This is a genomic window from Haloechinothrix salitolerans, from assembly GCF_042662605.1.
Classification (GTDB): domain Bacteria; phylum Actinomycetota; class Actinomycetes; order Mycobacteriales; family Pseudonocardiaceae; genus Haloechinothrix_A; species Haloechinothrix_A salitolerans.
In genome coordinates, this window is record NZ_JBHSXX010000001.1 from 3129165 (window position 1) to 3155360 (window position 26196).

Annotated in this window: 23 protein-coding genes; 14 read left to right on the forward strand and 9 right to left on the reverse strand. The window is 68.5% G+C overall.

Annotated features, from left to right (window positions below; translation table 11 throughout):
* Positions 1-46 precede the first annotated feature (46 nt).
* Complete coding sequence (locus tag ACFQGD_RS14855; RefSeq protein ID WP_345398645.1) at positions 47-1051, reverse strand: ABC transporter permease; 1005 nt, start codon at positions 1049-1051, stop codon at positions 47-49.
* The gene (locus tag ACFQGD_RS14860; protein ID WP_345398648.1) at positions 1048-3975 is read right to left on the reverse strand and encodes an alpha/beta fold hydrolase; all 2928 of its coding nucleotides are present in this window, start codon (positions 3973-3975) and stop codon (positions 1048-1050) included. Before ACFQGD_RS14860 ends, ACFQGD_RS14855 begins: the two co-directional genes overlap by 4 nt.
* 288 nt (positions 3976-4263) lie before the next feature.
* Here ACFQGD_RS14860 and ACFQGD_RS14865 point away from each other — a divergent pair, with 288 nt between their 5' ends.
* On the forward strand, positions 4264-5250 hold the full coding sequence (locus tag ACFQGD_RS14865; protein WP_345398651.1) for a TerC family protein: 987 nt from the start codon (positions 4264-4266) through the stop codon (positions 5248-5250).
* Between the two features lie 17 nt (positions 5251-5267).
* Here the strand turns inward: ACFQGD_RS14865 and ACFQGD_RS14870 are convergent, their stop codons facing one another.
* From ACFQGD_RS14870 to ACFQGD_RS14880, 3 genes are read right to left on the reverse strand one after another with little or no spacing between them, the layout of a single operon-like run.
* Positions 5268-5924, reverse strand: coding sequence for an RES family NAD+ phosphorylase (locus ACFQGD_RS14870; protein ID WP_345398654.1), 657 nt, complete (start codon positions 5922-5924; stop codon positions 5268-5270).
* A 16-nt stretch (positions 5925-5940) separates the two neighbouring features.
* The gene (locus ACFQGD_RS14875) at positions 5941-6522 is read right to left on the reverse strand and encodes a DNA-binding protein (RefSeq protein WP_345398657.1); all 582 of its coding nucleotides are present in this window, start codon (positions 6520-6522) and stop codon (positions 5941-5943) included.
* A 44-nt stretch (positions 6523-6566) separates the two neighbouring features.
* On the reverse strand, positions 6567-7559 hold the full coding sequence (locus tag ACFQGD_RS14880) for a LacI family DNA-binding transcriptional regulator (RefSeq protein WP_345398661.1): 993 nt from the start codon (positions 7557-7559) through the stop codon (positions 6567-6569).
* Between the two features lie 183 nt (positions 7560-7742).
* On the opposite strand from ACFQGD_RS14880, the gene ACFQGD_RS14885 reads away from it, so the two are divergent.
* Together ACFQGD_RS14885 and ACFQGD_RS14890 are read left to right on the forward strand one after the other, a co-directional pair.
* Positions 7743-8726: a serine protease gene (locus ACFQGD_RS14885; protein ID WP_345398664.1), complete on the forward strand. Its 984-nt coding sequence runs from the start codon at positions 7743-7745 to the stop codon at positions 8724-8726.
* Between the two features lie 33 nt (positions 8727-8759).
* Positions 8760-9695 (forward strand): threonine ammonia-lyase, encoded by a 936-nt coding sequence (locus ACFQGD_RS14890; RefSeq protein ID WP_345398666.1) that lies wholly within the window; start codon positions 8760-8762, stop codon positions 9693-9695.
* 3 nt (positions 9696-9698) lie between these two features.
* Here ACFQGD_RS14890 and ACFQGD_RS14895 read toward each other — a convergent pair whose 3' ends face one another.
* Entirely contained in the window at positions 9699-10559 is an 861-nt protein-coding gene (locus tag ACFQGD_RS14895) for an SCO6745 family protein (RefSeq protein ID WP_345398669.1), read from the reverse strand.
* A gap of 173 nt (positions 10560-10732) precedes the next feature.
* Complete coding sequence (locus tag ACFQGD_RS14900) at positions 10733-11443, reverse strand: esterase/lipase family protein (protein ID WP_345398672.1); 711 nt, start codon at positions 11441-11443, stop codon at positions 10733-10735.
* A gap of 125 nt (positions 11444-11568) precedes the next feature.
* Here ACFQGD_RS14900 and ACFQGD_RS14905 point away from each other — a divergent pair, with 125 nt between their 5' ends.
* Entirely contained in the window at positions 11569-12786 is a 1218-nt protein-coding gene (locus ACFQGD_RS14905) for a PucR family transcriptional regulator (RefSeq protein WP_345398675.1), read from the forward strand.
* Positions 12787-12880: 94 nt separating this feature from the next.
* On the forward strand, positions 12881-13897 hold the full coding sequence (locus tag ACFQGD_RS14910; RefSeq protein ID WP_345398677.1) for a tryptophan--tRNA ligase: 1017 nt from the start codon (positions 12881-12883) through the stop codon (positions 13895-13897).
* Between the two features lie 136 nt (positions 13898-14033).
* On the opposite strand, the gene ACFQGD_RS14915 is transcribed toward ACFQGD_RS14910, so the two are convergent.
* Positions 14034-14711: an MBL fold metallo-hydrolase gene (locus ACFQGD_RS14915; protein WP_345398679.1), complete on the reverse strand. Its 678-nt coding sequence runs from the start codon at positions 14709-14711 to the stop codon at positions 14034-14036.
* Between the two features lie 178 nt (positions 14712-14889).
* Between ACFQGD_RS14915 and ACFQGD_RS14920 the strand changes: the two genes are divergently transcribed.
* The 3 genes from ACFQGD_RS14920 to ACFQGD_RS14930 all read left to right on the forward strand — a co-directional run bounded on the left by ACFQGD_RS14920 (position 14890) and on the right by ACFQGD_RS14930 (position 19583).
* Positions 14890-16161: an acyltransferase family protein gene (locus ACFQGD_RS14920; protein ID WP_345398682.1), complete on the forward strand. Its 1272-nt coding sequence runs from the start codon at positions 14890-14892 to the stop codon at positions 16159-16161.
* Positions 16162-16227: 66 nt separating this feature from the next.
* Positions 16228-19083: an excinuclease ABC subunit UvrA gene (gene uvrA / locus ACFQGD_RS14925; RefSeq protein ID WP_345398685.1), complete on the forward strand. Its 2856-nt coding sequence runs from the start codon at positions 16228-16230 to the stop codon at positions 19081-19083.
* A gap of 59 nt (positions 19084-19142) precedes the next feature.
* The gene (locus tag ACFQGD_RS14930; protein ID WP_345398688.1) at positions 19143-19583 is read left to right on the forward strand and encodes an SRPBCC family protein; all 441 of its coding nucleotides are present in this window, start codon (positions 19143-19145) and stop codon (positions 19581-19583) included.
* 86 nt (positions 19584-19669) lie between these two features.
* On the opposite strand, the gene ACFQGD_RS14935 is transcribed toward ACFQGD_RS14930, so the two are convergent.
* Entirely contained in the window at positions 19670-19978 is a 309-nt protein-coding gene (locus ACFQGD_RS14935; protein ID WP_345398801.1) for a DUF1844 domain-containing protein, read from the reverse strand.
* A gap of 329 nt (positions 19979-20307) precedes the next feature.
* On the opposite strand from ACFQGD_RS14935, the gene infC reads away from it, so the two are divergent.
* The 6 genes from infC to pheT all read left to right on the forward strand — a co-directional run bounded on the left by infC (position 20308) and on the right by pheT (position 26179).
* Positions 20308-20865, forward strand: coding sequence for a translation initiation factor IF-3 (gene infC, locus ACFQGD_RS14940; RefSeq protein ID WP_345398804.1), 558 nt, complete (start codon positions 20308-20310; stop codon positions 20863-20865).
* Between the two features lie 122 nt (positions 20866-20987).
* Complete coding sequence (gene rpmI / locus ACFQGD_RS14945; protein ID WP_345398691.1) at positions 20988-21185, forward strand: 50S ribosomal protein L35; 198 nt, start codon at positions 20988-20990, stop codon at positions 21183-21185.
* A gap of 77 nt (positions 21186-21262) precedes the next feature.
* Complete coding sequence (rplT, locus tag ACFQGD_RS14950; protein ID WP_345398694.1) at positions 21263-21643, forward strand: 50S ribosomal protein L20; 381 nt, start codon at positions 21263-21265, stop codon at positions 21641-21643.
* 11 nt (positions 21644-21654) lie between these two features.
* A complete protein-coding gene (locus ACFQGD_RS14955; protein ID WP_345398697.1) occupies positions 21655-22467 on the forward strand; it encodes a TrmH family RNA methyltransferase in 813 nt (270 codons plus the stop codon).
* Positions 22468-22554: 87 nt separating this feature from the next.
* A complete protein-coding gene (gene pheS, locus ACFQGD_RS14960; RefSeq protein ID WP_345398700.1) occupies positions 22555-23607 on the forward strand; it encodes a phenylalanine--tRNA ligase subunit alpha in 1053 nt (350 codons plus the stop codon).
* A gap of 67 nt (positions 23608-23674) precedes the next feature.
* The gene (gene pheT / locus ACFQGD_RS14965; RefSeq protein WP_345398703.1) at positions 23675-26179 is read left to right on the forward strand and encodes a phenylalanine--tRNA ligase subunit beta; all 2505 of its coding nucleotides are present in this window, start codon (positions 23675-23677) and stop codon (positions 26177-26179) included.
* The last annotated feature ends 17 nt before the right edge of the window (positions 26180-26196 follow it).

Genomic DNA, 26196 nt, shown 5'->3' on the forward strand with positions numbered 1-26196 from the left:
CGACTTACGGTGCGGTGTGTTCCGGGTTCCGGCGATTCGCCGAGTGCTAGCTGGTCACGTCCTTCCGTGCGAAGGCGCGGGCGGCGAGCACACCGAACAGCGTGGCGTAGCACAGCGAGGTGAACGCGCCGGTAGCCATGGCGGACCAGTCGACGTCGGCGGCGAGCAGATCCGTCCATGCCCGCGCGTGGTGCGTCGGAAGCACGACTCGCAGGTCCTCCAGCGCGGTGATCTGGTCCAGCATCAGCGAGATGATCGTCGCCAGGACCGCGCCGCCGACCGCCCCGAGCGGCGCGTCGGTCGACACGCTCAGAAACATCGCCACGCCCGCGACCCAGCTCAACTGCACGATGATGTAGGCGACCGCGAGCAGTAAGTTCACCAGGCTCACACCGAACGACGCCGACTCGCCGGTCGGGCTGATCGCGGCGTCCGCGCCGTACCAGATCACGCCCGCGAGCAGCGCGACGCCAGGCAGCACCGTCAACGCCAACACTGACAAGCTCCCCGCGACCAGCGCCTTCTGTCGCAACAACCGCAGCCGGGGAATCGGGATCGCCAGCAAATACTTCAGGCTTGACCACGACGCCTCGCTCGCCACGGTGTCGCCGAAGAACAACGCGACGACCATCGGAAGGAGGAACGATCCGGACACCAGTAGCGTCACCACGACGAAGTTCGGCGCGCTGACCGTCGCCAAGTCGATGAACCCGCCGGAGCGCCGGTCAGGGTCGTCGCTGCCCAACTCGAACGCCAACACCAGCAGCAACGGCACGACGACCGCGAGACCGAGCACCAAATGCGTGCGGCGCCGGTGGAACTGGCGGCGCAGCTCAACGCCGAACGGCAGCGTTCGGCGGGCGTCGTATCCGGTCACCGCACCCGACGGCGTGGCCGCGGCGTGTTCGTGCTCGGCGGCGCTGCTGAACTCCACCAACGCCGCCGGGTCGGTGTGCACGCCGTGATCGACGTGCGCGGCACGCGTCTCGCCGCCAGAAGCGGCGTCCGCACCGCCGGTCGCCGCGGCGCCCGTGTCCTTCTCCGAGCTCATTGCTCCTGTCCTTCCGACGTCACCAGCCGCAGAAACGCATCCTCAAGGCGTCGCCGAGGCCCGGCGTTCTCCACCGCGACACCGGCCGTCACCAGCGCGGACACCGCCGTCGACCGGGGAAGGCCGTCGAGGTCGGCGTGCACCGTGTCGCCGTCCGCCCGCACCGCCGAGATGCCGTCGACGTCGTTGAGCGCGGCCACGGCCTCGTCCGGCTTGTCGACGACGAAGCTCGCCTCGCCGCCCGCTGCGACGATCTCGCCGACCGCACCGTCCGCGACCAACTTGCCCCGATGCATCACCACAACGTGGGTTGACGTCTGCTCCACCTCGGCGAGCAGGTGACTTGACACCAACACGGTGCGTCCCGTCGCCGCGTAGCGCCGCAGCACCTCACGCATCTGGTGGATCTGCGGCGGATCGAGCCCGTTGGTCGGTTCGTCCAGCACCAGCAGCTCCGGTAGCCCGAGCATCGCCTGCGCGATCGCGAGCCGCTGCCGCATGCCCTGGCTGTACGTGCCGACCTTGCGGTGTACCGCGTCGCCCAGGCCCGCGATCTCCAGCGCTTCCGCCACATGCGCCTTGTCGGCGGGACGTCCGGTGGCGTCCCAGTACAGCTGGAGGTTCGCCGCGCCGGACAAGTGCGGCAGGAATCCTGGTCCCTCCACAAAGGACCCGATCCGCGACAGCACCGGCGCGCCGGGTCGCACCCGATGCCCGAACACACGCATCTCGCCCGAGGTGGGCGTGACGAGGCCCATCAGCATGCGCAGGGTGGTCGTCTTGCCCGCACCGTTCGGTCCGAGCAGGCCGAGCACCTGGCCTCGTTCGGCGCGGAACGACAGCTCCGACACCGCGGTGATCCCGCCCGGATACGACTTCGTGAGCCCCGTGATGTCGAGCGGGACGTCGGCCAGCGACTCGTCCACGCCGTCCGCCCGCCGCCGTCGCAGCGCGGTGATCGCCAGCAACGCGACGGCAAGCAACCCGAGGCCGCCGATGCCCGCCAGTTGCCACACCGGCCAGCCCGATGTCGTCGCCTCGCCAGACACCTCGGGCACGGCCAGCTCGCCCGAACCGGCCAACCCGATCCGGTACGCGGCCGGTTGCGTCGCGTTGGTGTAGGCGCGATCGGTGGTCGCCACCACGAGTTCCAATCGGTGTCCCGGTTGGACGGGCCGCACGATCGGCGGAAGACTCACCGTCACCTCGACGGTCTCTCCGACTCGCAGGTCAGGGATGCGCACCGGCGACACAGCGTTGCCCGGCAGCGTGCGCTGCCCTGTCGGGCCGATGTCGTAGAGCTTCACGAACAGCGGCCCGGTGCCCTCGGTGCCGCGGGCACCCCCGGACCACGGCAGCGGCGTGACCTGAAGCCGGATCGTCGACGACCCGGTAACCAGCAGTTGCTCGGTGAACTCGCCGGAGCTGAACCGCGCGGACTGACCGGGCAGATCGACGTTGAGTAGCCCCGGTCGCGCTGACGAGTCGGCCAGACCGGTGAAACCGGGGATACCGCTGATGGCGGCGGGCGTCCCACCGGGTGGATTGATCACCACCTGCTCCGGTCCACTGAGCCGCACTGACTCCTGATCGACGGCGGGGACGTCCCGGTCGAGGCCGGGATACCGGTCAGCGGTCAGTACCCGCACGGAGGGAGCCCGGGTCGCCTGGAACGTGCCCTGGACGTCGTAGCGGAACGCGGGCAGCGGGTTGTCCTTCGGCGGCCGCGGACCCTCGAGCTGGAACGCCAGCCAGTCCGCGATCGAGGCGCGCAGTGTCGCGCCTGGTCCGCCGCCGTCGTGCCCGCCCGCGTACCAGACGACCCGCACCTCGCCGCCAGCGTCGTGTATGTCGCGGGCGTTGGCGTCGGCCTGGTCCAGCCCGAACAACGTGTCTCGCTCGCCCTGCACCAACAGGGCGGGTATGTCGATCCGATCAGTCACCGATGCGGGAGAGACGCGCTCGAGCAGTCTAAGAGTGCGCTCGCTGGCTTCGCCGTCGCGCACCAGGTCGTTGTACGCCGCGCAGATCTGGGGCGCGAACCTGCCACACGGTCGTGCACCAGTCGCGGCATCAGGCCCGACATCCGGCCCGGAGCCGGAGGCGCCTTGGGACCCAGGGGCGGGATCCGCCGTGGTGACGTCGTCCTCCTCCGTACCTGGCTCGGGGGCATCCGCGGTGGGGCCAATGCCACCCGCGCCGAGGCCGCCGGAGAACAGCACACCCGCCCAGCCCTGCTTGAACACGCCGTCGTCGGTGGCGAGCATCCGCGCTGGCGAGCGGGGCTCGAACCGGCCGTGGCGCGCGGCGTTCGGTAACAGGGACTGCCCGAGGTCGTGGTAAGTCATCACCGGCGCGATGGCGTCAACTCGCTCGTCAGTCCCCGCGAGTAACAGCGCCAACGCACCCGCGTATGACGAGCCCGTGACGGCGACGCGCGGGTCGTTGTCGGCGTCGCGCTGTACGGTCGGTTGCGCGGCCAGATAGTCCAGCAGTTCGCTCGCGTCGGCGACTTCCGCGTCCGGATCGTTGAGCGCGATCATGCCGGTACTACGGCCGAACCCGCGTGCGGTGTAGGCGAGTACCACGAACCCGCGCTCGGCGAGCTCCCGCGCGTCGCGAGCGACGCTGCGTTTGCTGCCGCCGAAGCCGTGGGGGAGCAGGATCGCGGGCGCCGGTGTCTCCCGCGCGGTGTCGGGCACGTACAGGGTGATGTCGAGTCGCTCTTGTGACGGCGATCCGGGTGCCGTGGGGACCTCGATGAACTCTTCGTGCGTCATCACCGAGGGTGGGTCTTCCCCTGGGGTGGTGAACACCACAATCAGCGCGCCGAGCAGGACCACCGCGAGTGCCGCGGCGGCGATGCGGGTGCGGCGACCGTGCGGAACGAGCCGGACCAGGGGGCGCGGGACGATTCGGAGCACGCACGCGACCGTATGTGACGGCCGCTGAGAAGGTCTCAGCAGTCCCAAGATCGGTACCTAATTCGTGGCGTAACGGTGATACCGGGTACGTTCTGTGGCGCGGAAGAGCAACAGCCGTCACTATGGGGGCTGTACGTGGAGGGGAGTATTCCTTCGCGGTGGTGTCGTCAGCTCGGCGTGCTCCCCTCGGGAAATGCGCCCGGCACCCCGGCCAGCGTCTCGGCGCTGGTGGAAGAGACCTCCGGCGAAGTGGCTTACGTAAACCGCTCACCGGAGGCTTAAATCTTCATGACCGTTCCACTGTGGCTGTGGCTGGCGACCGTAGGCGGGCTCCTGGCGCTCATCGCGCTTGACCTGGTCATCGTCGATCGAAAACCGCACGAGGTCACCACCGGCGAAGCCGCCCGGTGGGTCGCGTTCTACGTCGCATGCGCTGTCGTGTTCGGCGCGGGCGTCTGGTACTTCGCGGGTCATGATCCCGGCGTCGAGTTCTTCACCGGATACATCACCGAGTACTCCCTCAGCGTCGACAACCTGTTCATCTTCATGCTGATCATGACGTCGTTCCGGGTGCCTGGCATCCACCAGCACCGGGTGCTGCTGATCGGCATCCTGCTCGCGTTGATCATGCGCGGTGCGTTCATCGCGGTTGGTGCCGCGCTGATCGCGAAGTTCGTCTGGGTGTTCTTCCTTTTCGGCGCGGTTCTGATTTGGACGTCGATCAGCATGCTGCGTGGCGGCGAGCAGGAGGAGTATCACGAGAACGCCCTCGTCCGGCGGCTGCGGAAGCTCTTTCCCGTCACCGACGACTACGTTGGGCACAAGATGATGGTCAAGCGCGACGGCAAGCGCTGGATCACGCCCATGTTCATCGTGATCGTCGCGATCGGCAGCGCGGACCTGCTGTTCGCCGTCGACTCCATCCCGGCGATCTTCGGCATCACGCAAGAGGCGTTCCTCGTGTTCACCGCGAACGCCTTCGCGCTGATGGGCCTGCGCCAGCTGTACTTCCTGATCGGCGGTCTCGTCGACAAGCTGGTCTACCTGTCGTACGGGCTGGCGGCCATTCTCACGTTCATCGGTGTCAAGCTGGTATTGCACGCGACGTACAAGTACGGCTGGACGCCGCCTGAGTGGGAGATCAACAACTGGGTCTCTCTCGGCGTGATCGCGTCCGTGTTGCTCGCGACGACGGTGGCGAGCCTGCTCAAGGGCCGCAGGGACCGCAAGCGCGGGCTCGAGCCGCGCCAGGAGCCGGTGCACCAGTCGTCGTGATCCCCAGGCACTCCGTCTCAGCCAAGCAGCAAGTACCCCAGCTCGTCGCACACCCTGGTCAGTGGCAGGTCGAGACCGGGGTGGTTGAGCGGCAGCAAGACGTCCGGCTCTTCCGGGAGTGCCGCGCTGGCGGGCGGGTCCCACAGGCATAGCGCGGGCTCGCCGGAGTCCATCGACGACCGGTACCAGACGCCGTCGAGCCGCGGATGCGCCGCACGGATCGCCCTTGCCCAGCGTTGCGTCATCTTCTTCGGCCCGCTGGAGATCTCCTGCGACGCGCCGACGCGCGTGGGCCACAGCCCGGACAGGTCCAGTAGTCGCAACGTGCGGGCGGGCCGGAGCACGACGAGGTGCGGTGAGCGGGTGGTGCGGTCGACGGCCGACGTCGTCTGGAACACCTCGGCGACGCTGGTGCGTACGGACAACGCGAAGTAGAGCACGCCCGAATGATCGTCGGTGGCGGGCGTGCCGTCCGGCGCGGGCTGCTGCGGGTCGAACCGGCCGTGCGGCAGCGGCCCGGTGTAGCGGAACGAGTTCCAGCGCTGCGGGTGGTTGCCGAGCGCGGTGAAGATCCGTACCAGCCTGGTCGCTGGATGCACCGCGACGACGTCTTCCTCGGGTCGGAGGGCGCCAGCCAGCTCGGACGCCGACGGCGGGGGTGGGAGTCGTGCCATATGGACCAAGGCGCGGTCAGGCCGCCGTGCCGAGGGTCGACGCCAGCTCCGCGACCGCGTGCGGGTCGCCGTGGGCGAGCAGCCACTGCCTTGGGGTGACGGGCTTGCCGTCGATCTCCAGATCGGGCTGCGGGGTGTTCATGAACGCGGCGATCATCAAGGGCGGTTGGTCCTCCGGCAGCGCGGGCAGCACGACGTCCAGGCCAGGCAGTACGGTCGAGCCGCTGAACTGCCACGCGGGTAGCTGCCAGCCCTTGTCTTTCCAGCCGGTGAGCTTGCCTTCCTTGAGCCGGTGCCGCACCCGGCTGCTGTCGATACCGAGCAGCCGCGCGGTGTCGGCGACCGAGTACGACGAGTCCGCGAACACCGCACGTGCCGCGATGGTGCTGGCCCTCGGGTCGGTCTCCCGCTCGTCATAGGACGACAGATCGAGTCCGACGTCAGTTAGTACCTGTCGCTGCGCGGGGGAGAAGTAGTCGGCGGGGTTCGGCTGCGGCGGCGAGACCTTGCGTGCCGCGTCGGCGACGAGCCGCAGGAACTTGCCCGGGTCGATCTTCAACCCGGCTTCGGCGAGGACCGATTCCAATCCCGCGGTCATGGCGTCATCATAGCACGCGCGTGCGCTTTCGTGCGCTCGTGTGTTCACCGTGACTCACGCAGTGAACTGCCCCGGACGACGAACTCCGGACTCAGCTCCGTGTGCCGCGGTGCGCCGGTCTCACCCGCGAGTCGCGCGACAATGTGCCGTGCGGCGGTCACGCCCATCTCGTAGGCCGGTTGGCTGACCACCGACAGCGCTGGTCGCACCGCCATCGCCCACGCCGCGACGTCGAACGCGACGACGCCGAAGTCCGTGCCGAGCGCCAGTTCGTGCTCGGTCACCGCCCCGAGCGTGTCCGGTGTGAGCTGTGGTGACGCGATCAGCAGCGCGTCGGCGGACACAGGTGGCGTGAGCAGGTCCCGGATAGCGCTGGCGGCGGTGTCAGAGCGGGGACAGGCGTGGCGGATAAGGCACTCGTCGGCGTTCGTTCCCAGGGCGTCCTGGTATCCGGCGAGGCGCTGCCGATCCGGGTAGCCATCCGCACGGCAGCCGAAGTAGCCGATCCGGCGATAGCCCGCGTCGAGCAGCTGCGAGGTGGCCTTGGCCGCCGCCGCTCGCGTGTCGACGAGCACTCGGTCGCTGCGTGGCTCGTCCAATGGCCGGTCCACCGCGACGACCGCGGCACCGTGATCGATCAGTTTGCTCACGTCAGTCGCGGCGCTTGTTGGGGCGATGACGACGCCCGCGACGCGCTCCTGCAGCGCGACGTCGAGGGCGGACCGCTCCCTGGCGGGGTCGTCGTCGGTGTCGCAGAGCACGACGGAGTAGCCGCTGTCTCGAGCGGTGTCCTCGAGTCCCCGGGCGAGCGCGGCGAAGAATGGATCGCCGATGTCGGTGACGACCAGCGTCAGTGTCGCGGTCGTTTTGCGGCGCAGGTTGCGGGCAGGCCCGTGGGGCCGATACCCGAGTTCTTCCGCCGCGGCGCGCACTCGCTTGGCGAGTTCGGGATCGACCGTGGCTTTCCCGTTCAGCGCGCGCGACACGGTCGCCGTCGACACATTCGCTCGCGCCGCCACGTCGCCGATCGTCGGCATCGTGAGCGTCCTTTCTGCCTCCGAATAGCTTCGCACTACTAACGGCACGCGAGCGCCGGTGTCACGGAGACGCCGAGCACGGTATCACCCACATGGACCACAATGGCCGCTATCCGGGGTCGCGACGGTGGCCTTCGGTCGGCTTCTCAGTGACCCTGTGGAGGGCACGAGGAGGAGGTCGCCATGGCAAGGCTCGTCGGGGCGGTGGCGCGTGCGGCGGGAGTCGGTGTGGCGGTAGTCACAGTGGTGGCCGCCGGATTGTCCGGGGCGCACGCGAAGCCAGTGGAACCGGCCATCGTCGGTGGTCAGGACGCCGAGATCGAGGACTTCCCGTTCACTGTGGCGCTGCGGTTCTCCTCAAGCGGCGAGCAGTTCTGCGGCGGAACGCTGGTCGCGCCAGACAAGGTCGTGACGGCGGCGCATTGCGTCGCGCCGCAGGACCCCGGCGATCTCGCGGTGGTTTCCGGCAGGACGGAGTTGAGTTCGAACGACGGGACCGTGTCAGACGTCAGCGACATCTGGGTACACCCCGACAACGGCACCGACGGCGCGAACTACGACGTCGCCGTGCTGACGTTGGCCGAGTCGCTCGACCGGCGGACCGCCGACCTCGCCGAGCGGGACGACCCGGCGTACGAGCCGGATACCGAGGCGACCGTGCTCGGCTGGGGCCGCACTTCGGAGGGCGGGGAGTCCGCCGACCATCTGCAGCAGGTCCAGGTGCCGATCACGACGGACGAGTACTGCTCGGACGCCTACGGCGACTCCTACCGCAAGTCAGGGATGTTCTGTGCCGGACTCGATGAAGGTGGCAAGGACGCTTGCCAGGGCGACTCCGGCGGGCCGATCGTCGTTGGGTCGACGCTGATCGGCGTCGTCTCCTGGGGCGAGGGCTGCGCCCGGCCAGGAAAGCCGGGGGTCTACGCCAAGGTCGGCGCCTTCGTCGAGGAGCTGTCCGACCAGATTGGTGACGACGAGGGTGATCCGAACGAGCCGGAACCGACGTCGACGTCCACGGAGGAGCCCGAGCCGACGACAGAGCCGACCGACGAGCCAGCGCCGCAGCCGGAACCGGCGCCGACCAGCACCCCGTCGGCAACCGACGAGCCGGCGCCGCAGCCACAGCCCGCTCCTACCACCACACCCACGACGACGTCAGCGCCCTGACCGGGACGCCCCACGCCGGTAGCCTCGGACGTCATGGAGCTCGTAAGTAGCGACGACATCGATGCGGCAGCTAGGCGGATCAAGCCGTATGTGCTGCGCACGCCGTTGCTTCACTCCGAACGACTCTCGGACGAACTCGGCTGCCGCGTCCTGGTCAAAGCCGAGAACCTGCAGCACACCGGCAGCTTCAAACCCCGGGGCGCGTGCAACACGCTGTTGTCCTGGCGGGAGCGGGGCGAGCTGCCCGAGCGGGTCGTCACCTTCTCGGCGGGCAACCACGCGGCGGCGGTCGCGTTCGCGGGCAGACAGCTCGGCGTGACCGTGACGGTCAGCATGCCCGAGTCGGCACAACAGGCCAAAGTGGACAACGTGCGCCGCTACGGCGGTGAGATCGTACCCACCGACGATCTGAGGGGCACCTGCGACCGGTTGGCGCGGGAGCACGATTGTCCGGCGCTGTATCCGTTCGACCTGCCCGAGGTGATCGCGGGCCAGGGCACCGTCGGTCGCGAGATCCGCGAAGACGTCCAGCCGGACCTCGTGCTCGTCCCGGTCGGCGGTGGTGGCCTCGTCGGCGGCATCGGGACCGCCGTGAAGGCCGCCGCGCCTGACTGTCGCGTAGTTGGCGTTGAACCCGCGCTTTCCAACGCGGTCGGGCAGGCACTCGCCGCGAACGAGGTGGTTCGCCTGCCGCGCGGCGCCCCGACCATGGCCGACGGCCTCGCCGCGCCATTCGCGGGGGAACACACCCTCGCGCAGGTGCGGCGCTACGTCGACGACGTCGTCAGCGTCGCCGAGAGCGACATCGCGACGGCGTGGCCCGACATGATCGCGGCGACGCGGCTCATGCTGGAACCGTCCGCCGTTGTCGGGCTCGCCGCGTTGCGCGCCGGGGCGGTGGCTGTGCCGGACGGCGGCACCGTGGTGCTGGTCGCCTCCGGCGGCAACGCCGCACCGCCCCGGGACTGAGCGCTACTTCCCGAATACCGTGGCGGGGAACGCGCCCGCCCCGACGACCGTCCGGCTCAACGTCTTGCCAATCTCACGCAGCCGCAGGCACTTCTCCTCACCGAGGTGGGTGAATGGCGCGGTCGCCGCCGCGTCCGTGGCCGCTTCGACACGCTCCCGCAGCGCGACACCCTCGGCGGTCAGTTCGCCGTCGTCGTCCAGGATGCCCTGCTCACGCAGCCGTTCCACCCCGGCGGACCACTGCTCGTCGGACCAGCCCCTGGTCGCCTTCGCGGCGGCCTCGGTGAAGCCCCGACCGGTGGCGCTATGCGTGATGAGCGCGGAGAGGCCGTCGACGTCGTGAGTGGTGAGCGCGGCGATGTGGCCGTCGCCCCGGAACTCCCGCAGCAGCGTGATCGCGTGCCACAGCGCCAGATGCGGCTGCTCCGGCCAGTCGAGCTCGGCGTGGGCGGAGTAGAGCGGCCTGCCCTCCGGCGTGCAGCCCGCCGTGGCTTCGCGTGCCAGTTCGGCGGCCTCAGCGACTTCGTGGGAGTCCACGGCGTCACCGAGCAGACGCCGTAACGCGGCGTCGGCCACCTCAAGCCGGGTGGCGAGGATCGTCTCCGGCGAGGCGAGCCCCCACGCCTTCGGGATGTGGCGGGCGACGAGATCGGGGTTGAAGTTGTAGAACGTCGCGGTGACCACCCCGGCACCGACCGGCCCCATCGGGGCCGACCGGCTCGCGAAGTAGGACATCCTGCCCGGCTTCAAGCCGATCCCGGCCAGCTTCTCGTCGGCCTCCGGCGCGAAATAGACCAGCGAGTGCAGCGGGTCAAGGGCGCGGTGGCATTTCGCGGCGAGCTCGGCCGCCTTCGCATCAGACATGACGGCCACGATACCCACGAGTAGAAAAGCAGTGGAGGTCCCGCGCTCAGCCGTGCGGTCACGGGAACTCCACTGACCCCCAAAACCGATGTGGCGGGCAAAACCGATGTGTGGCGGGACCCCGCTCACGAGGAGGGGCCGCGGGATCCCGCCACTCGGTCCGCGCCTCGCCGCTATGTCGCGGCGACGAAGTCCCGCACTTGCCGCGAGACGGTGTCGTTGCTGAGGAAGTCGCTGTGTCCGATGCAGGCGGTGTGGGTGTTGGCCGCACCGTCGAGCACCGTGCTGTCGTCCGGGTTGATCACCGCGTCACAGGAAGACCACCAGGTGCCGTAGTCGACCGATCCCGGCGTCTCGTCACCGGCGTTGAGGTCGCTGAGGAAGCCCGAGCCAGGCCGCATCTCGTAGCAGGACGTCGTCCAGCACCAGTACGCCGAGTTGGTGCCATGGTTCGGGCCGGCGAGCGAGACCCAGTCGTCGACGTAGCTCGTGCCGCCGAGGAACTTCACGTACCAGCGGGAGTTCAGCCCACCCATAGAGTGCGTGACGATGTCGACTTGCGCGGCTCCCGTCGCGGCGCGCACATCGTCGATGAGGGCGGCCAGTTGCTGGGCGGTGGTCTTGTTGGACTGGGCGGAGTTGTAGTCCCAGGCGTATAGCTCGCTGTCGGCGTATCCGGCGGCCTTGAAGTCGGCCACCATCTCGTCCCATGCGGAGCTGCTGCTGGACCAGCCGTGCACGAACACGACCGGGTTGCGGTCGGCGGCAGCGGCGGCGGGCGCGGCGAACAGTGAGCCGAGCGCGAGGGCCGCGAGAGACAGGAGCAGGGTCAGACGTCGTGACAGCGGGGTATTGCCTCGCCGTTTGTGGGAACGCAGGGTCATCAATCGTCCTCTCGGTGTGACGAGTGGGATAGCTCACAGCATGACGGCGCTGTGGGTGCGGCGTCTCTGCGCCAGCAGGCCAAGATCTGGCCAGAAAGTGTTGTGATCAGACACAATGTCGCTCCGTGCGATCTGAGACGTGGCCCACAGCGGTCGTCAACCAGTTGTTGGCCGAACTGCCTGGGCTGAGCGCGCGGATCGTCGCGCGGCTGGCGCGGGATGTGCCGTCGTTTCAGATGCTGCCCGACGACGTACTGCAGATGGAGATCCGTCCCGCGGTCGACGAGAACCTCATGATGGTGTTCCAGGCGTTGCGGGACCGCAGCGAGTTCAGCCTGGAACGTCTTGGTGATCCGCTCCGGCGGGTGATGTCCCGGGTCGAGGAGAACCTGTCGTTCGCGGACGTCTTGCAGGCGTACTTCATCGGATCCCGGATGGCGTGGGATTGGGTGCTTGAGCACGCGAGCGCCGCTGACCGGGAGGCGCTGCACGAGCTGGTCGCGCCGATGACGAAGCAGATGGAGCGAATGTTCGTCACGGCGACGCGGGTCTACTTCGAGGAACAGGAGCACCTGCACAGCGAGGTCGGCCAGGCGCGACGGGATTTGGCAGCCGCGCTGCTCGCGGGAGACCCGGCCGAGGGACTGGAGACCCCGGCGGGTGTGCGGGTCGCCGAGGGATACGTGGTGTGCGTGTGGCACGTGGCGCGGCCGTCACCGCCGGGCACGGTGCGGTCCACCCTGGTGCGACGACGGCGCGTTCGGGGCGCGTTCGACGCCGAGTTCGACACCACGGTGCTGACCGTGCTGGACGAGCGCGGCGGTACGGGACTGGTGCCGACCGTGCCGGAGCGTGCCGACGACGTCATGGCCACGTTGCGCCGGTTTCTGAACGAGCTGAACGGCATCGTCGGCGCACCCGTCGTCGCGACGGCCGCCGTAGCGCCGACGGTGGGGGAGGTGCCGGACGCGGCGCAGGAGGCGCGGGAGGTCCTTCGGGTCGCGTTGCGACTGGAACGCGCGCCGGGTTTGTACGCGTTGGACGATCTCGTGCTCGAGGTGCAGTTGGCACGGCCAGGTGTCGCCAACGACCGGCTGGTGCAGCGCCTGGCACCGCTGCGGTCAAGGCATGAGCTGCTGACGACGTTGCGCGCGGTGATCGAGGCCAAGGACAACCGGCGCAAGGCGGCGTCGGCGTTGCACGTCCATCCCAACACGCTGGCGTACCGGTTGCGGCGGATCGCGGAGGTCACCGGCTTGGATCCGGCCGACCCCGAAGGGATGCGGGTGCTTTCGGCCGCGCTGACGGCGCACGATCTCCGCGAGGCCGCGTCCGCTGGGTGAGCGGTGATCGCTGGCCGCGTCCGCTGGCGCGACTCACCTCCGGGCATCGGATGCACGCACGGGCGAGCCGCGGCAGGTCAGTAGGATGACCGGCATGCCAGAGCCAGCAACGAAGGTCTCCCTGACGGGCATCAAGCCGACCGGCGAACCGCACCTCGGCAACCTGATCGGTGCGATCCGGCCCGCGCTGACGTTGGCCGAGGAGTACGACTCGATCTACTTCATCGCTGACTACCACGCGCTGACCACCGAGCGTGATCCGGCCGCGTTCCGGCACTACACGCGGTCCGTCGCGGCGACATGGGTGACCGCTGGTCTCGATCCGAATAGGACGGTCTTCTACCGGCAATCCGACGTCCCGGAGATTTTCGAGCTGACCTGGGCCATGTCGTGTGTCACCGGCAAGGGCCTCATGAACAGGGCGCACGCCTACAAAGCCGCCCGTGACCGCAATATCGATGCGGGGGAGGACCCCGACTTCGGCATCAACATGGGGCTGTTCAACTACCCGGTCCTGATGGCCGTCGACATCTTGATCATGGAGGCGGATGTCGTGCCGGTGGGCCGGGACCAGGCGCAGCACGTCGAGTACGCCGCCGACATCGCGGGCAGCTTCAACCACCTGTACGGCGACTCGTACCGGTTCAAGATCCCCGAAGCTGTCATTCCTGAGGAGGACTCCGCGCACACCGTGCCGGGCATTGACGGCCGCAAGATGAGCAAGTCGTACGACAACACGATTCCGCTGTTTCTACCGGAGAACAAGCTCAAGAAGCTGGTGCGGCGGATTCCGACCGACTCCACGCCGGTCGAGGAGCCCAAGGACCCGAACAGCTCGACGGTGTTCCAAATCCTGGAGCACTTCGCGACGCCGGATGTCATCGCTGACACGCGCAAGCGGCTGGAAGCGGGCGGCGTCGGCTGGGGTGAGCTGAAGAATCAGCTGTTCGAGGTGCTCAACGCCGAGATAGCACCGCTGCGGGAGCGCTACAACGAGCTGATGGAACCGGGTAGCGACCTCGACACCTACCTCGCCGAGGGCGCGGAGAAGGCCCGGGAGCGGGCGGGCAAGGTGCTGCGCTCGGTGCGCAAGGCGGTGGGCATCAGCTGACTGTCGTTCCGCGTCGACTGGAAGACCACGGAGGTCTCACGTGCTGCCATCAAGGATCGGCTGACCAGCGGATACGACGTGGATCTCGAGCGTTCGCGGTTGTCTGGACGACCATGAACGCTCAAGATCGGACCGCTTACCAGCCGCGTTCGCGCCACTCGCCGAGCTTCGGCCGCTCCGCGCCGATCGTGGAGTCGTCGCCGTGGCCCGGGTAGAACCACGTGTCGTCCGGCAGTGTGCCGAACACGCGCTCCTCGACGTCGTTGAGTAGCGACGTGAACGTTTCCGGCGACGTGGTCTTGCCGACTCCGCCGGGGAACAGTGAGTCGCCGGTGAACAGGTGCGGGTGCCCGTTCGGGTCGCGGTAGAGCAGCGCGATCGAGCCGGGAGTGTGGCCGCGCAGGTGGATGATCTCCAGCTCGCAGTCGCCGACGGCGATGGTGTCGCCGTGCTCCAGCAGGATGTCCGGCGGCACCGGCAGCGGGTTGGCGTCGTCCGGATGGGCCGCCGTGTTCACGCCGTACGCCCCGGCGACCGCGCCGAGCGCCTGCCAGTGGTCGGCGTGCTGGTGGGTGGTGACGATCGTGCGCAGCGTCGGCCGGTCGTCGCCGTAGCCGATCATCTCCGAGATGCGCTCCGGCTCGTTCGCCGCGTCGATGAGCAGCGCCTCGCCGCTCGCGCGGCAGGTGAGCAGGTACGCGTTGTTGTCCATCGGCCCGACGGACAACTTCGTGATCGTCAGCGCGTCCAGCGTGCGCCGCTCAGCGTCGCCGCCGGGCGCGACATTGCCGGTGTAGGTGTCGAGAATCCGCACGACCCCCACCCTATCGATCCGCCGTGTCCCCCGCCCAGGACGTCGTGTCCCTCGCTCGCTGACGTCGTGTCGCCCATATCTCATGCGGCCGCCGTCACGTTACGAGGTACGCCGGTGATCACGCACGGCGTCGATCTCGTACTGTGTGTCGGATTCAACTGGTAGACAGGGGACTCGCGTGGCCGGAACCGAAATGCGTGGCAGTGCCGCGCGTCCGCCGAGCGCCCGCAAGATCAACTGGGACTTGATCCGAGTGGTCGCGGTGGTCGCCGTGATGATGGGGCACATCACCTTCATTGGCCCTGCCGTCATGTCCGGTGTTGATCCGTATCCGATCACGTTCTCGGTGCGCATGGGCGCGTCGGTGCTGCTAGTGATCTCGGCGTTCTTCGCTTGCGTCACGATCCGTCGCGAGGAGCCAGGGAGGTGGTTGCGGCGACGTCTCGCGCGCCTGCTTCCGGCCTACCTCGTCGCGGTCGTCCTCACCTACGTCGTCACTCGGGTGGCGGTACTCGCCTTCAACGGCTGGCACGTGCGTCACGGCCTGTTCGGAGTCCTGTTCGGCACGCCGTATGCGGCGTCGTCCGCGGCGCACGACCCGTGGTACCTACCCACCCCCGCTGACTTGCTGGCGAACCTGACGCTGATGCAGCCGTGGAGCGCGGAATGGCGCTTCCTCGACTGGGCCTACTGGACGCTCCCGGTGCAGGTCGCGGCGTTCATCGGCGCGGCGATCCTGTGGCGGCACCGGCTGCGCGGCGCCCGGCTCAAGATGCTCGCGCGGACGCTCGTCGTTCTCCCGATCGTGTTGTGGCCGCTGGGGTGGCTGCCGCAAGCGGCGAAGACGGTGCTTGGCCCACTTCAAGCGGGCACCGGCATCGGTCACGCGTACCTGTTCGGGCTGGGCGTCGCTATCTGGCTGTGGTCGCGACGAGAGATGTCCCACGTCGAACTGGTCGTGCTCGGCTCGATCGGCGTCGTCGTGCACTCCATCCGCGCTCCGTTCCCGGTCGAGGCGGGCGTCGGCTTCGCGGTCATGCTCGTGCTGATCGCGGCCGCCGCGCGAGGTCCTGAGTGGGACAACCGGGTGTTGCGTGCGTTGCGTCGTCCGATCGTGTGGTTGGCCGGCATCAGCTACAGCCTCTACCTGGTGCATCAACAGCTCGGCTTCGTGCTCGCACGCGTGCTTTCCGACGTCGGCCTGTCCGGCTGGTTGCGGCTCGTCGTCGTCACCGGCGCGGCGTTGCTGGCGGGCTGGGCGCTGGCGGTGCTGGTCGAACGCCCGGCGTACCGCGCGCTCACACGTGGTCCCCGGCGTCCCGACCGAGGAACACGACGTCGAGAGCGGGGGACACGACGTCCGGAAGGCGGGACACAGCGTCGGGAATGGGGGACACGGCGCAAGCGGGTTACCGAACGCGAGCCCGAACTTGTCGGGGGTCGGCTTTAGCATGGGAGCGACGGCTTACTCAAGCCGTGCTCGCTACCCACATCGCCAGTGAAGGGAAACCCTTCGGTGTCCGACCGTCTCGTCGTTCGTGGTGCCCGCGAACACAACCTGCGCAGCGTCGACATCGACCTGCCCCGCGACAGCTTGATCGTGTTCACCGGACTGTCCGGGTCCGGCAAGTCGAGCTTGGCGTTCGACACGATCTTCGCCGAGGGGCAGCGCCGGTACGTCGAGTCGCTGTCGGCGTACGCGCGCCAGTTCCTCGGCCAGATGGACAAGCCGGACGTCGACTTCATCGAAGGGCTCTCGCCCGCCGTCTCGATCGACCAGAAGTCGACGTCGCGTAACCCGCGTTCGACCGTAGGCACCATCACCGAGGTCTACGACTACCTGCGGCTGCTGTACGCCCGCGCGGGTAAGCCGCACTGCCCGCAGTGTGGCGAACCGATCAGCAAGCAGACGCCGCAGCAGATCGTGGACCAGGTGCTCGACATGGAGGAGCGCACCCGGTTCCAGGTGATCGCGCCGGTCGTGCGGGGTCGCAAGGGTGAGTACGTCGACCTGTTCGCGAACCTCCAGCAGCAGGGCTACTCCCGCGTACGGGTCGATGGCGCGGTGCACTCGCTCACCGATCCGCCGAAGTTGAAGAAGCAGGAGAAGCACGAGATCGGCGTCGTCGTGGACCGGCTGACGGTCAAGGCGAGCGCCAAGCAGCGGCTCACCGACTCCATCGAGACCGCGCTTCGCCTGGCGGACGGCCTTGTCGAGCTGGACTTCGTCGACCTGCCGGAGCACGACCCGCATCGCACGCGCGGCTTTTCCGAGAACCTGGCTTGTCCCAACGGGCATCCGCTCGCGGTCGAGGACCTGGAGCCGAGGTCGTTCTCGTTCAACTCACCGTATGGCGCGTGCCCCGAGTGCACCGGCATTGGTGTGCGCAAGGAGGTCGACCCCGAGCTGGTCGTGCCGGACGACGAACTCTCGCTCGGCGACGGCGCGATCGCGCCGTGGGCGGGTGGCCACACGGCGGAGTATTTCCAGCGGCTGCTGACGTCGTTGGCGGAGACCATCGGTTTCCGCATGGACACACCGTGGCGCAAGCTGCCCGCGAAGGTGCAGAAGGCCGTGCTGCACGGGATCAACGAGCAGGTCCACGTCAGCTACCGCAACCGCTACGGCAGGAAGCGCTCGTACTACGCGAACTTCGAGGGTGTCATCCCGTTCCTGGAGCGCAGGCGGGAGCAGACCGAGTCGGAGTACATGCGGGAGCGCTACGAGGGCTACATGCGCGAGGTGCCCTGCCCGGCGTGCCAGGGCAGTAGGCTCAAACCGGAGATCCTCGCGGTGACGATGGAGCACAAGACGATGGGCGCGCGCTCCATCGCCGAGGTCTGCGCGTATTCGGTGTCCGAGGCCTCGGAGTTCCTGGACGGCCTTGTTCTGGGCGAACGCGAGGCGATGATCGCGGGCGCGGTGCTGAAAGAGATCCAGGCGCGGCTGCACTTCCTACTCGACGTCGGGCTGGACTACCTCTCACTAGACCGCGGCGCGGGCACGCTCTCCGGCGGCGAGGCACAACGCATCCGGCTCGCGACGCAGATCGGATCCGGCCTGGTCGGCGTGCTGTACGTGCTGGACGAGCCGTCGATCGGGCTGCACCAGCGCGACAACCACCGGCTCATCGAGACGCTGAGCAGGCTGCGCGACCTGGGCAACACGCTGATCGTCGTCGAGCACGACGAGGACACCATCAAGTCCAGCGACTGGGTGGTCGACATCGGTCCCGGCGCGGGCGAGCACGGCGGCGAGATCGTGCACAGCGGCCCGTACAAGAAGCTGCTGAGCAACAAGAAGTCGCTGACCGGCGACTATCTTGCGGGGCGCAAGGAGATCAGCGTTCCCGCGATGCGACGTCCGGTGGACCGCAAGCGCCAGCTCACCGTGGTCGGCGCGCGGGAGCACAACCTGCGCAACATCGACGTCTCGTTCCCGCTCGGCTGCCTGATCTCGATCACCGGCGTGTCAGGGTCCGGCAAGTCGACGCTGGTCAACGACATTCTGGCGACGGTGCTCGCGAACAAGCTCAACAGCGCCCGTCAGGTGCCTGGCAGGCACACGCGGGTGCGCGGGCTGGACCTCGTGGACAAGCTGGTGCGTGTCGACCAGTCACCGATCGGCAGGACGCCGCGCTCCAACCCCGCCACCTACACCGGCGTGTGGGACCACGTCCGCAAGCTGTTCGCGGCGACCACCGAAGCTAAGGTGCGTGGCTACCAGCCGGGACGGTTCTCGTTCAACGTCAAGGGCGGGCGCTGCGAGGCGTGCGCGGGTGACGGCACCATCAAGATCGAGATGAACTTCCTGCCGGACGTCTACGTGCCGTGTGAGGTCTGCAAGGGCGCGCGGTACAACCGGGAGACCCTTGAGGTTCACTACAAGGGCAAGACCGTCGCCGAGGTGCTGGACATGCCGATCGAGGAGGCGGCGGAGTTCTTCGAGCCGATCAAGGCGATCCACCGCCACCTCAAGACGTTGGTCGACGTCGGGCTCGGGTACGTGCGGCTCGGCCAGCCAGCGCCGACCCTGTCAGGCGGTGAGGCGCAGCGCGTAAAGCTGGCGTCCGAGCTACAGAAGCGCTCCACCGGCAAGACGGTGTACGTGCTTGACGAGCCGACCACCGGACTGCACTTCGAGGACATCTCCAAGCTGCTCGGCGTCATCAACGGGCTGGTCGACAAGGGCAACACCGTGATGGTGATCGAGCACAACCTCGACGTCATCAAGATGTCGGACTGGATCATCGACCTCGGTCCCGGCGGCGGTTCCGGTGGTGGCACGGTCGTCGCCGAGGGCACTCCGGAGGACGTCGCCGCGATCCCGGAAAGCTTCACGGGCCAATACTTGCAGCCGATCGTGGGCTGAGATTCCGGCCCGGCCCCACACCCGGGGCTCGCCTGGTACCGAGCACCTACGCTGGCACGGTGTCCCGAGACAGCTACCGTTTCCGCAACGTCTGGACCGTGCGTGCACAGATGGAGGCGGTGTTCGCCGCGCTCGTTGACGTCGACGGGTATCCGGCATGGTGGCCGGACGTGCGCGAAGTACGGCGACGGGACGGTGACTCGGGAGACCTCGTGGTCCGTGCGGTGTTGCCCGTCGCGTTGCGACTACGGCTCAAGCGCGCCGAGGAAGACCCCGCTGCGGGCACGATGCGGGTGGCGATTTCCGGTGATCTGGAGGGTTACTGCGCCGCACGGGTCGACGAACACGGCGACCGTACGGTGGTGTGGATCGAACAAGATGTCATGTTGGGCAAACGTGCACTCATGCCGTTCGAGCCGCTGCTCCGACCCGTGCTGAGAGCCAACCACGCCGCGATGATGTGGCGCGGTCAGCGGGGCCTGCGCCGCCACTTGGCTTGAGCGATCGCGCAGCGCACCACCGCCCGCGTGTGTCGTGGGACCTTCACCGGGCTCGTGGCGGCTTCGCCGGTCCCTCAGGATGCCGCTCAGCTCACCGGTCCGGTGTACTTCTCACCTGGTCCCATGCCCGGGGCGTCCGGCACCGCCGACGCCTCGCGGAACGCGCGCTGCACGGATTGCAGCCCGTCGCGCAGTGGCCCCGCGTGCGCGCCGAGGTACTCCGCCGATGCCGTGACCAGGCCCGCGAGCGCCGTGATCAGCCGACGGGCCTCGTCGAGGTCACGGTGCGGGCTCGTGTCGGGGTCCTCGTCGGCGAGGCCCAGGCGCTCCGCCGATGCCGACAGCAGCATGACGGCCGCCCTGCTGATGACCTCCACGCTCGGGATCGTCGCCAGTTCGCGTGAGCTGAGCTCGGAATCGCCGGCGCCAAGGGTGGCGCCGCCCGAGCGACGCTCGGAATAATCGGAGGAGGATGAATCGTTGTGCTGCACGTCTGCTACCCTTCCATGTGCGACCAGCCCCTGAGAGATCGGGGGTGAGCAAGTGGAGCCCCGCTCCCACCTGAGTCACCACACCCGGTGGCCGGGTCCGGTCTCGTCGGCGGTGCATGCCGTCGGCGGAGGTGCCCGTGTATGCGGCACCGATCGGAAGCGGGCCCCAGTTTGCCGTCAGGCAGCAGGGGCTCGACGTATTTGGGGCACCGGGTCACGCAGACGAACAGGACATAGACCAAGGAGGCCCCATCAGCTCCGACACGCGCATCAACGAGCGCATCCGCGTTCCCGAGGTTCGGCTCGTCGGGCCGAACGGCGAACAAGTCGGGATCGTCCGTATCGAGGACGCCCTGCGGCTGGCGCAGGAAGCGGACCTTGACCTCGTTGAGGTCGCCCCGCAGGCGCGCCCACCCGTGGCCAAGCTCATGGACTTCGGCAAGTACAAGTACGAGAGTGCGCAGAAGGCCCGTGAGTCTCGCCGCAACCAGCAGCAGACGGTGATCAAGGAGCAGAAGCTCCGGCCGAAGATCGACCCGCATGACTACGAGACGAAGAAGGGCCACGTCGCCCGCTTCCTCAGCGCGGGAAACAAGGTCAAGGTCACGATCATGTTCCGTGGTCGCGAGCAGTCGCGGCCCGAGCTGGGGTTCCGGCTGTTGCAGCGGCTGGCTGATGATGTCGCCGACCTCGGGACGATCGAGTCCGCCCCGAAGCAGGACGGCCGAAACATGATCATGGTGCTCGCGCCACACAAAAGCTCCAAATCCAAGGCGAAGGCAGGCAAGTAAAGCCTCCTCTCGTCGACATCGTTCGCGCACCGGTGCGCCTCGCGGGGCAACCGGACGGCCGATCTCGGCCTCGTGCGTGAGCCGCCCGCCCGTTGCAGACGGACATCGAAGGAGGGGCAGCAATGCCCAAGCAGAAGACGCACAGCGGCACAGCCAAGCGCATCAAGACGACCGGCAGCGGCAAGCTCCGCAGGCAGAAGGCAGGCCGTAGGCACCTGCTCGAGAAGAAGTCGAGCCGCGTCACCCGCAGGCTGGAGGGCACGACCGACGTCGCAGCCGGTGACGCCCAGAAGATCAAGCGGCTGCTCGGCCGCCGCTGAGCCTGACGCCTGACAACCGCTGACAGATGTACACCCGGGGCGACCCTAGCGCCCCCTGAAATCGACAGGATGGACCCGTGGCACGCGTCAAGCGGGCGGTGAACGCCCAGAAGAAGCGTCGCGCAACTCTCGAGATGGCCAAGGGCTACCGAGGCCAGCGTTCGCGGCTGTACCGCAAGGCCAAGGAGCAGAACCTCCACTCGTTCACCTACTCCTACCGGGACCGCAGGGCCCGCAAGGGAGACTTCCGCCAGCTCTGGATCACCCGCATCAACGCGGCCGCCAGGGCCAACGGCATCACGTACAACCGGTTCATCCAGGGCCTCAAGGCCGCCGGTGTGGAGGTGGACCGCAAGATCCTCGCCGAGCTCGCCGTGAGCGACGAGGCCGCGTTCACCGCGCTGGCCGAGCTCGCCAAGCAGAACGTGCCCGCGCAGGACGCCAAGAAGTCGGCCTGAGCGACACGTCCGTGACTCGACGACCCGGGGTGTTCACCCATCGGACGCCCCGGGTCGTCGCTGCGCGCAAGCTGACGTCGCGTAGCGGCAGACGTCAGGCGGGTCGGTTCCTCGCTGAGGGCGCACAGGCGGTCCGCGAGGCGTTGCGGGTACCCGAACGGGTGCACGAGCTGTTCGTCACCGAAGCGGCGGCGGGGCGGCACGCCGAGCTGGTGACACAGGCGACGAACGCAGGGGTGACGGTATCCGAGATCGACACCCGTGCCGCCGAGCTGCTGTCTGAGACCGTCACGCCGCAGGGCATCGTCGCGGTGTGCTCGTTACTCGATATGGCGTTGGACGACGCGTTGCGCGGTACACCCGGGCTGGTCGTCGTGCTCGCCGGGATCGCCGACCCCGGTAACGCGGGCACCGTCGTCCGGGTCGCCGACGCGGCCGGTGCGGACGCCGTGATCTTCGCGGGGGACGCCGTCGACGTCCACAACGGCAAGTGCGTGCGGGCTTCCACCGGCAGCGTGTTCCACCTCCCGCTCGCGCGAGAGCACGACGTCGACGCGGTGTATGACGCCTGTCGCGCGCACGGCCTGCGGCTCGTGGCCGCCGACGGCTCGGCTTCCGATGACCTCGACACGGCGACGGACCTGGCGACACCGACCGCGTGGGTGTTCGGGAACGAGGCGCATGGCCTGTCCGCCGACGAAATATCGGCTGCCGATGGTGCCATTCGCGTGCCAATCTACGGGGACGCGGAAAGCCTCAACCTGGCCACGGCGGCCGCGGTCTGCCTTTATGCCAGCGCACGGGCACAACGAGCCAGGTCGTAGGCGGCGGGGCCGGTCGCACTGAGTCACCGACCATGCGGCACGATCGCAGGGGAAGAACTGGGACGCAAGGAGTCGTGAGACAGCGCGATGTCGAAAGCGGACGACACACAGGTGCTGACGCAGGAGGCGCTCAGCGCGGCGGTCGATGAGGCCAAGGCCGCCTTCGCCGATGCGGCCGATCTCGACCAGCTCGCCGCGGTCAAGCCAGCACATCTCGGTGACCAAGCGCCGGTGTTGGTGGCGCGGCGGCAGATCGGATCGCTGCCGAAGGACGAGAAGGCAGACGCCGGTAAGCGGGTGAACGAGGCGCGCGCGGCGATCCAGGCCGCGTTCGACGAACGCAAGGCCGTGCTGCAGGCCGAGCGGGACGAACGGATGCTGCGCGAGGAGGCCGTCGACGTCACGCTGCCGTGGGACCGCGTCCCGCGTGGCGCACGCCACCCGATGACGACGCTGGCCGAGCGCATCTCGGACGTCTTCGTCGGCATGGGTTACGAGGTCGCCGAGGGCCCCGAGCTGGAAGCCGAGTGGTTCAACTTCGACGCGCTGAACTTCGGCAAGGACCACCCCGCGCGGCAGATGCAGGACACGTTCTACATCGCCCCGGAGGACTCCAGGCTGGTGCTGCGCACGCACACCTCGCCGGTGCAGGCGCGGACGCTGCTACACCGCGCGCCGCCGGTCTACGTCGTCTGTCCCGGCCGTACGTACCGCACCGACGAGCTCGACTCCACCCACACCCCGGTGTTCCACCAGGTCGAGGGCCTAGCGGTGGACAAGGGCATCACGATGGCCCACTTGAAGGGCACGCTGGACGCCTTCGCGCGGGCGATGTTCGGCGAGAAGTCGGAGACGCGGCTGCGCCCACACTTCTTCCCGTTCACCGAGCCGTCCGCCGAGGTGGACGTCTGGTTCGAGGAGAAGAAGGGCGGCCCCGGCTGGGTCGAGTGGGGCGGCTGCGGCATGGTCAACCCCAACGTGCTGCGCGCCTGCGGGGTCGATCCCGAGGTGTACTCCGGGTTCGCGTTCGGCATGGGCCTGGAGCGCACGCTCCAGTTCCGGAACGGGATTCCGGACATGCGCGACATGGTCGAGGGGGACGTGCGGTTCACCATGCCGTTCGGAGTGGAGGCGTCATGAGCGACACTCGCCATTCCGCTCAGGTAAGCCGACCGGGTGCGGGTGTCCCGCAGGATACGGAGGCGTCATGAGGGTTCCTGTCAGCTGGCTGACCGAGCACCTCGAGGTCGGTCCGGACATTGGTCCGACCGAGCTGGTGGACGCGCTGGTCCGCGTCGGTGTCGAGGTGGAAGGCGTCGATGAGCTTGGCCCGGTCACCGGTCCGCTCGTGGTCGGCAAGGTCGCCGCCATTGAGGAGCTGGCCGAGTTCAAGAAGCCGATCCGCTACTGCCGTGTCGAGGTCGGCGACATCGAGCCGGAGAGCACCGACGGCAAATTGCCCACCCGTGGCATCGTTTGCGGTGCGACCAACTTCACCGAAGGTGACCTTGTCGTTGTGGCGCTGCCCGGTGCGGTGCTGCCTGGCGACTTCACGATCTCGGCGCGCAAGACGTATGGCCACGTCAGTGAGGGCATGATCTGCTCGGCTCGCGAGTTGGGGCTTGGCGAGGACCACACCGGCATCCTGGTGCTGCCGCGTGACAGCGCGAGCCCCGGTGACGACGCCCGTGAGCGGCTCGGCCTCGACGACACCGTGCTCGACCTCGCGCCGACCCCCGACCGGGGCTACGCGTTGTCCGTCCGTGGCCTGGCGCGGGAACTGTCCTGCGCGCTCGACTTGCCGTTCGCCGACCCCGGTGCGCGAGAGGTGGAAGACGCACGGGGCGACACCTGGCCGGTCAGCATCGCCGATCCCGCTGGTTGCGACCGCTTCGTACTGCGCAGGGTGACCGGACTGGACGTGTCCGCACCGACACCGTGGTGGATGCGGCGCAGGCTGATGCTCGCCGGAATACGGTCGATCTCGCTCGCCGTTGACGTCACCAACTACGTGATGCTGGAGCTCGGCCAGCCGCTGCATGCCTTCGACACCGGCAGCGTGAAGGGCGAGCTGGTGGTGCGGCGCGCGGAGAAGGGCGAGAAGCTGACCACGTTGGACGACGTGGTGCGCGAGCTCGACCCCGACGACATCGTGATCTGTGACGACTCCGGCGTCATCTCCCTCGCGGGCACCATGGGTGGCGCCAGCACCGAGATCACCCCGGAGAGCACCGACGTGCTCCTGGAGGCCGCGCACTGGGATCCGGCGTCGATCAGCCGCACCGCACGCAGGCACAAGCTGTTCTCCGAGGCCGCGAAGCGGTTCGAGCGCTACGCCGACCCGGCCGTGTGCGCGGCGGCGGTCGACATGGCGGCGCGGCTGCTGCGTGACTACGGCTCGGGCACGATCGAGGGCAGCAGGACCGACGAAGGTGGCGTGACGCCCCTGCCCGCTATCGCGATGCCGATCTCGTTGCCGGATGAGACCGCTGGCGTGCGCTACGAGCGCGGCGTCACCGTGCGTCGACTCACCCAGATCGGTTGCAAGGTCGGCATCGACACCGCCGACGATGGCACCGCGCTCGTCTTGGCGGAGCCACCGAGCTGGCGCGCCGACTTGCGGCAGCCCGCCGACCTGGTCGAGGAGGTGCTGCGGTTGGAAGGCTACGACAGCATTCCGTCGACGCTGCCGGTCGCGCCAGCCGGGTCGGGGCTGACTCCGGCTCAGCGCAGGCGTAGAGCCGTGTCCCGCGCGCTGGCCGAGGCGGGCTACGTCGAGGTGCTGCCGTTCCCGTTCGTGTCCGGCTCGGTGTGGGACGCCTTCGGCCTCGCCGACGACGACCCGCGCCGCAGGACGTCGATCGTTCTCAACCCCCTCGAGGCGGAGAAGAACGAGCTGGCCACGATGCTGCTGCCTGGCCTGTTGGAGACGTTGCAGCGCAACGTCTCCCGCGGCTTCAAGGATTTGTCGCTGTATCACATCGGGCAGGTCGTCCAGCCGAGCCCCGACGCGCCAGCTGTGCCTGATCCCAGCGTCGCTGGTCGGCCGTCCGATGAGGAGGTCGCCACGCTGGAGGCTGCCGTGCCCGCCCAGCCGCTGCACGTCGCGGTGGTGCTGACCGGCCTGCGTCGTCGCGCGGGCTGGTGGGGTCCCGGCGAGCAGGCGACCTGGGCGGATGCGATCGAGGCCGCTCGCACGGTGGCCGCCGCGTCCGGGGTGGAACTGACCGTGTCGGCCGCCGACGAGTTGCCCTGGCACCCGGGTCGGTGCGCGCGGCTCGACGTCGGGGAGCGGATCGTCGGGTTCGCCGGGGAGCTGCATCCGAAGGTGATCGAGGCGCTGGGTTTGCCGAAGCGCACCGTCGCGATGGAGCTGGACCTTGACGCCGTTCCGGTCGCCGAGCTGCGGCCGCGGCCGTCGGTGTCGCCGTACCCGCCGGTGCTGCTTGACGTCGCGCTCGTGGTGGACGAGTCGGTGCCCGCAGCCGACCTGGCGGATGCGTTGCGTCATGGCGGTGGCGAGTTGCTTGAGGACGTCGCGCTGTTCGACGTCTACACCGGCGAGCAGGTCGGTGAGGGGAAGCGGTCGCTGGCGTTCAAGCTGCGGGTGCGTGATCCCGACCGCACGCTGACGAATGAGGAAGCCACGGAGGTCCGTGACGCGGCCGTCGCCGCCGCCAACGACCGCCACGGCGCCACCCTGCGCGGCTGAGGAACGCTGGTCACGGC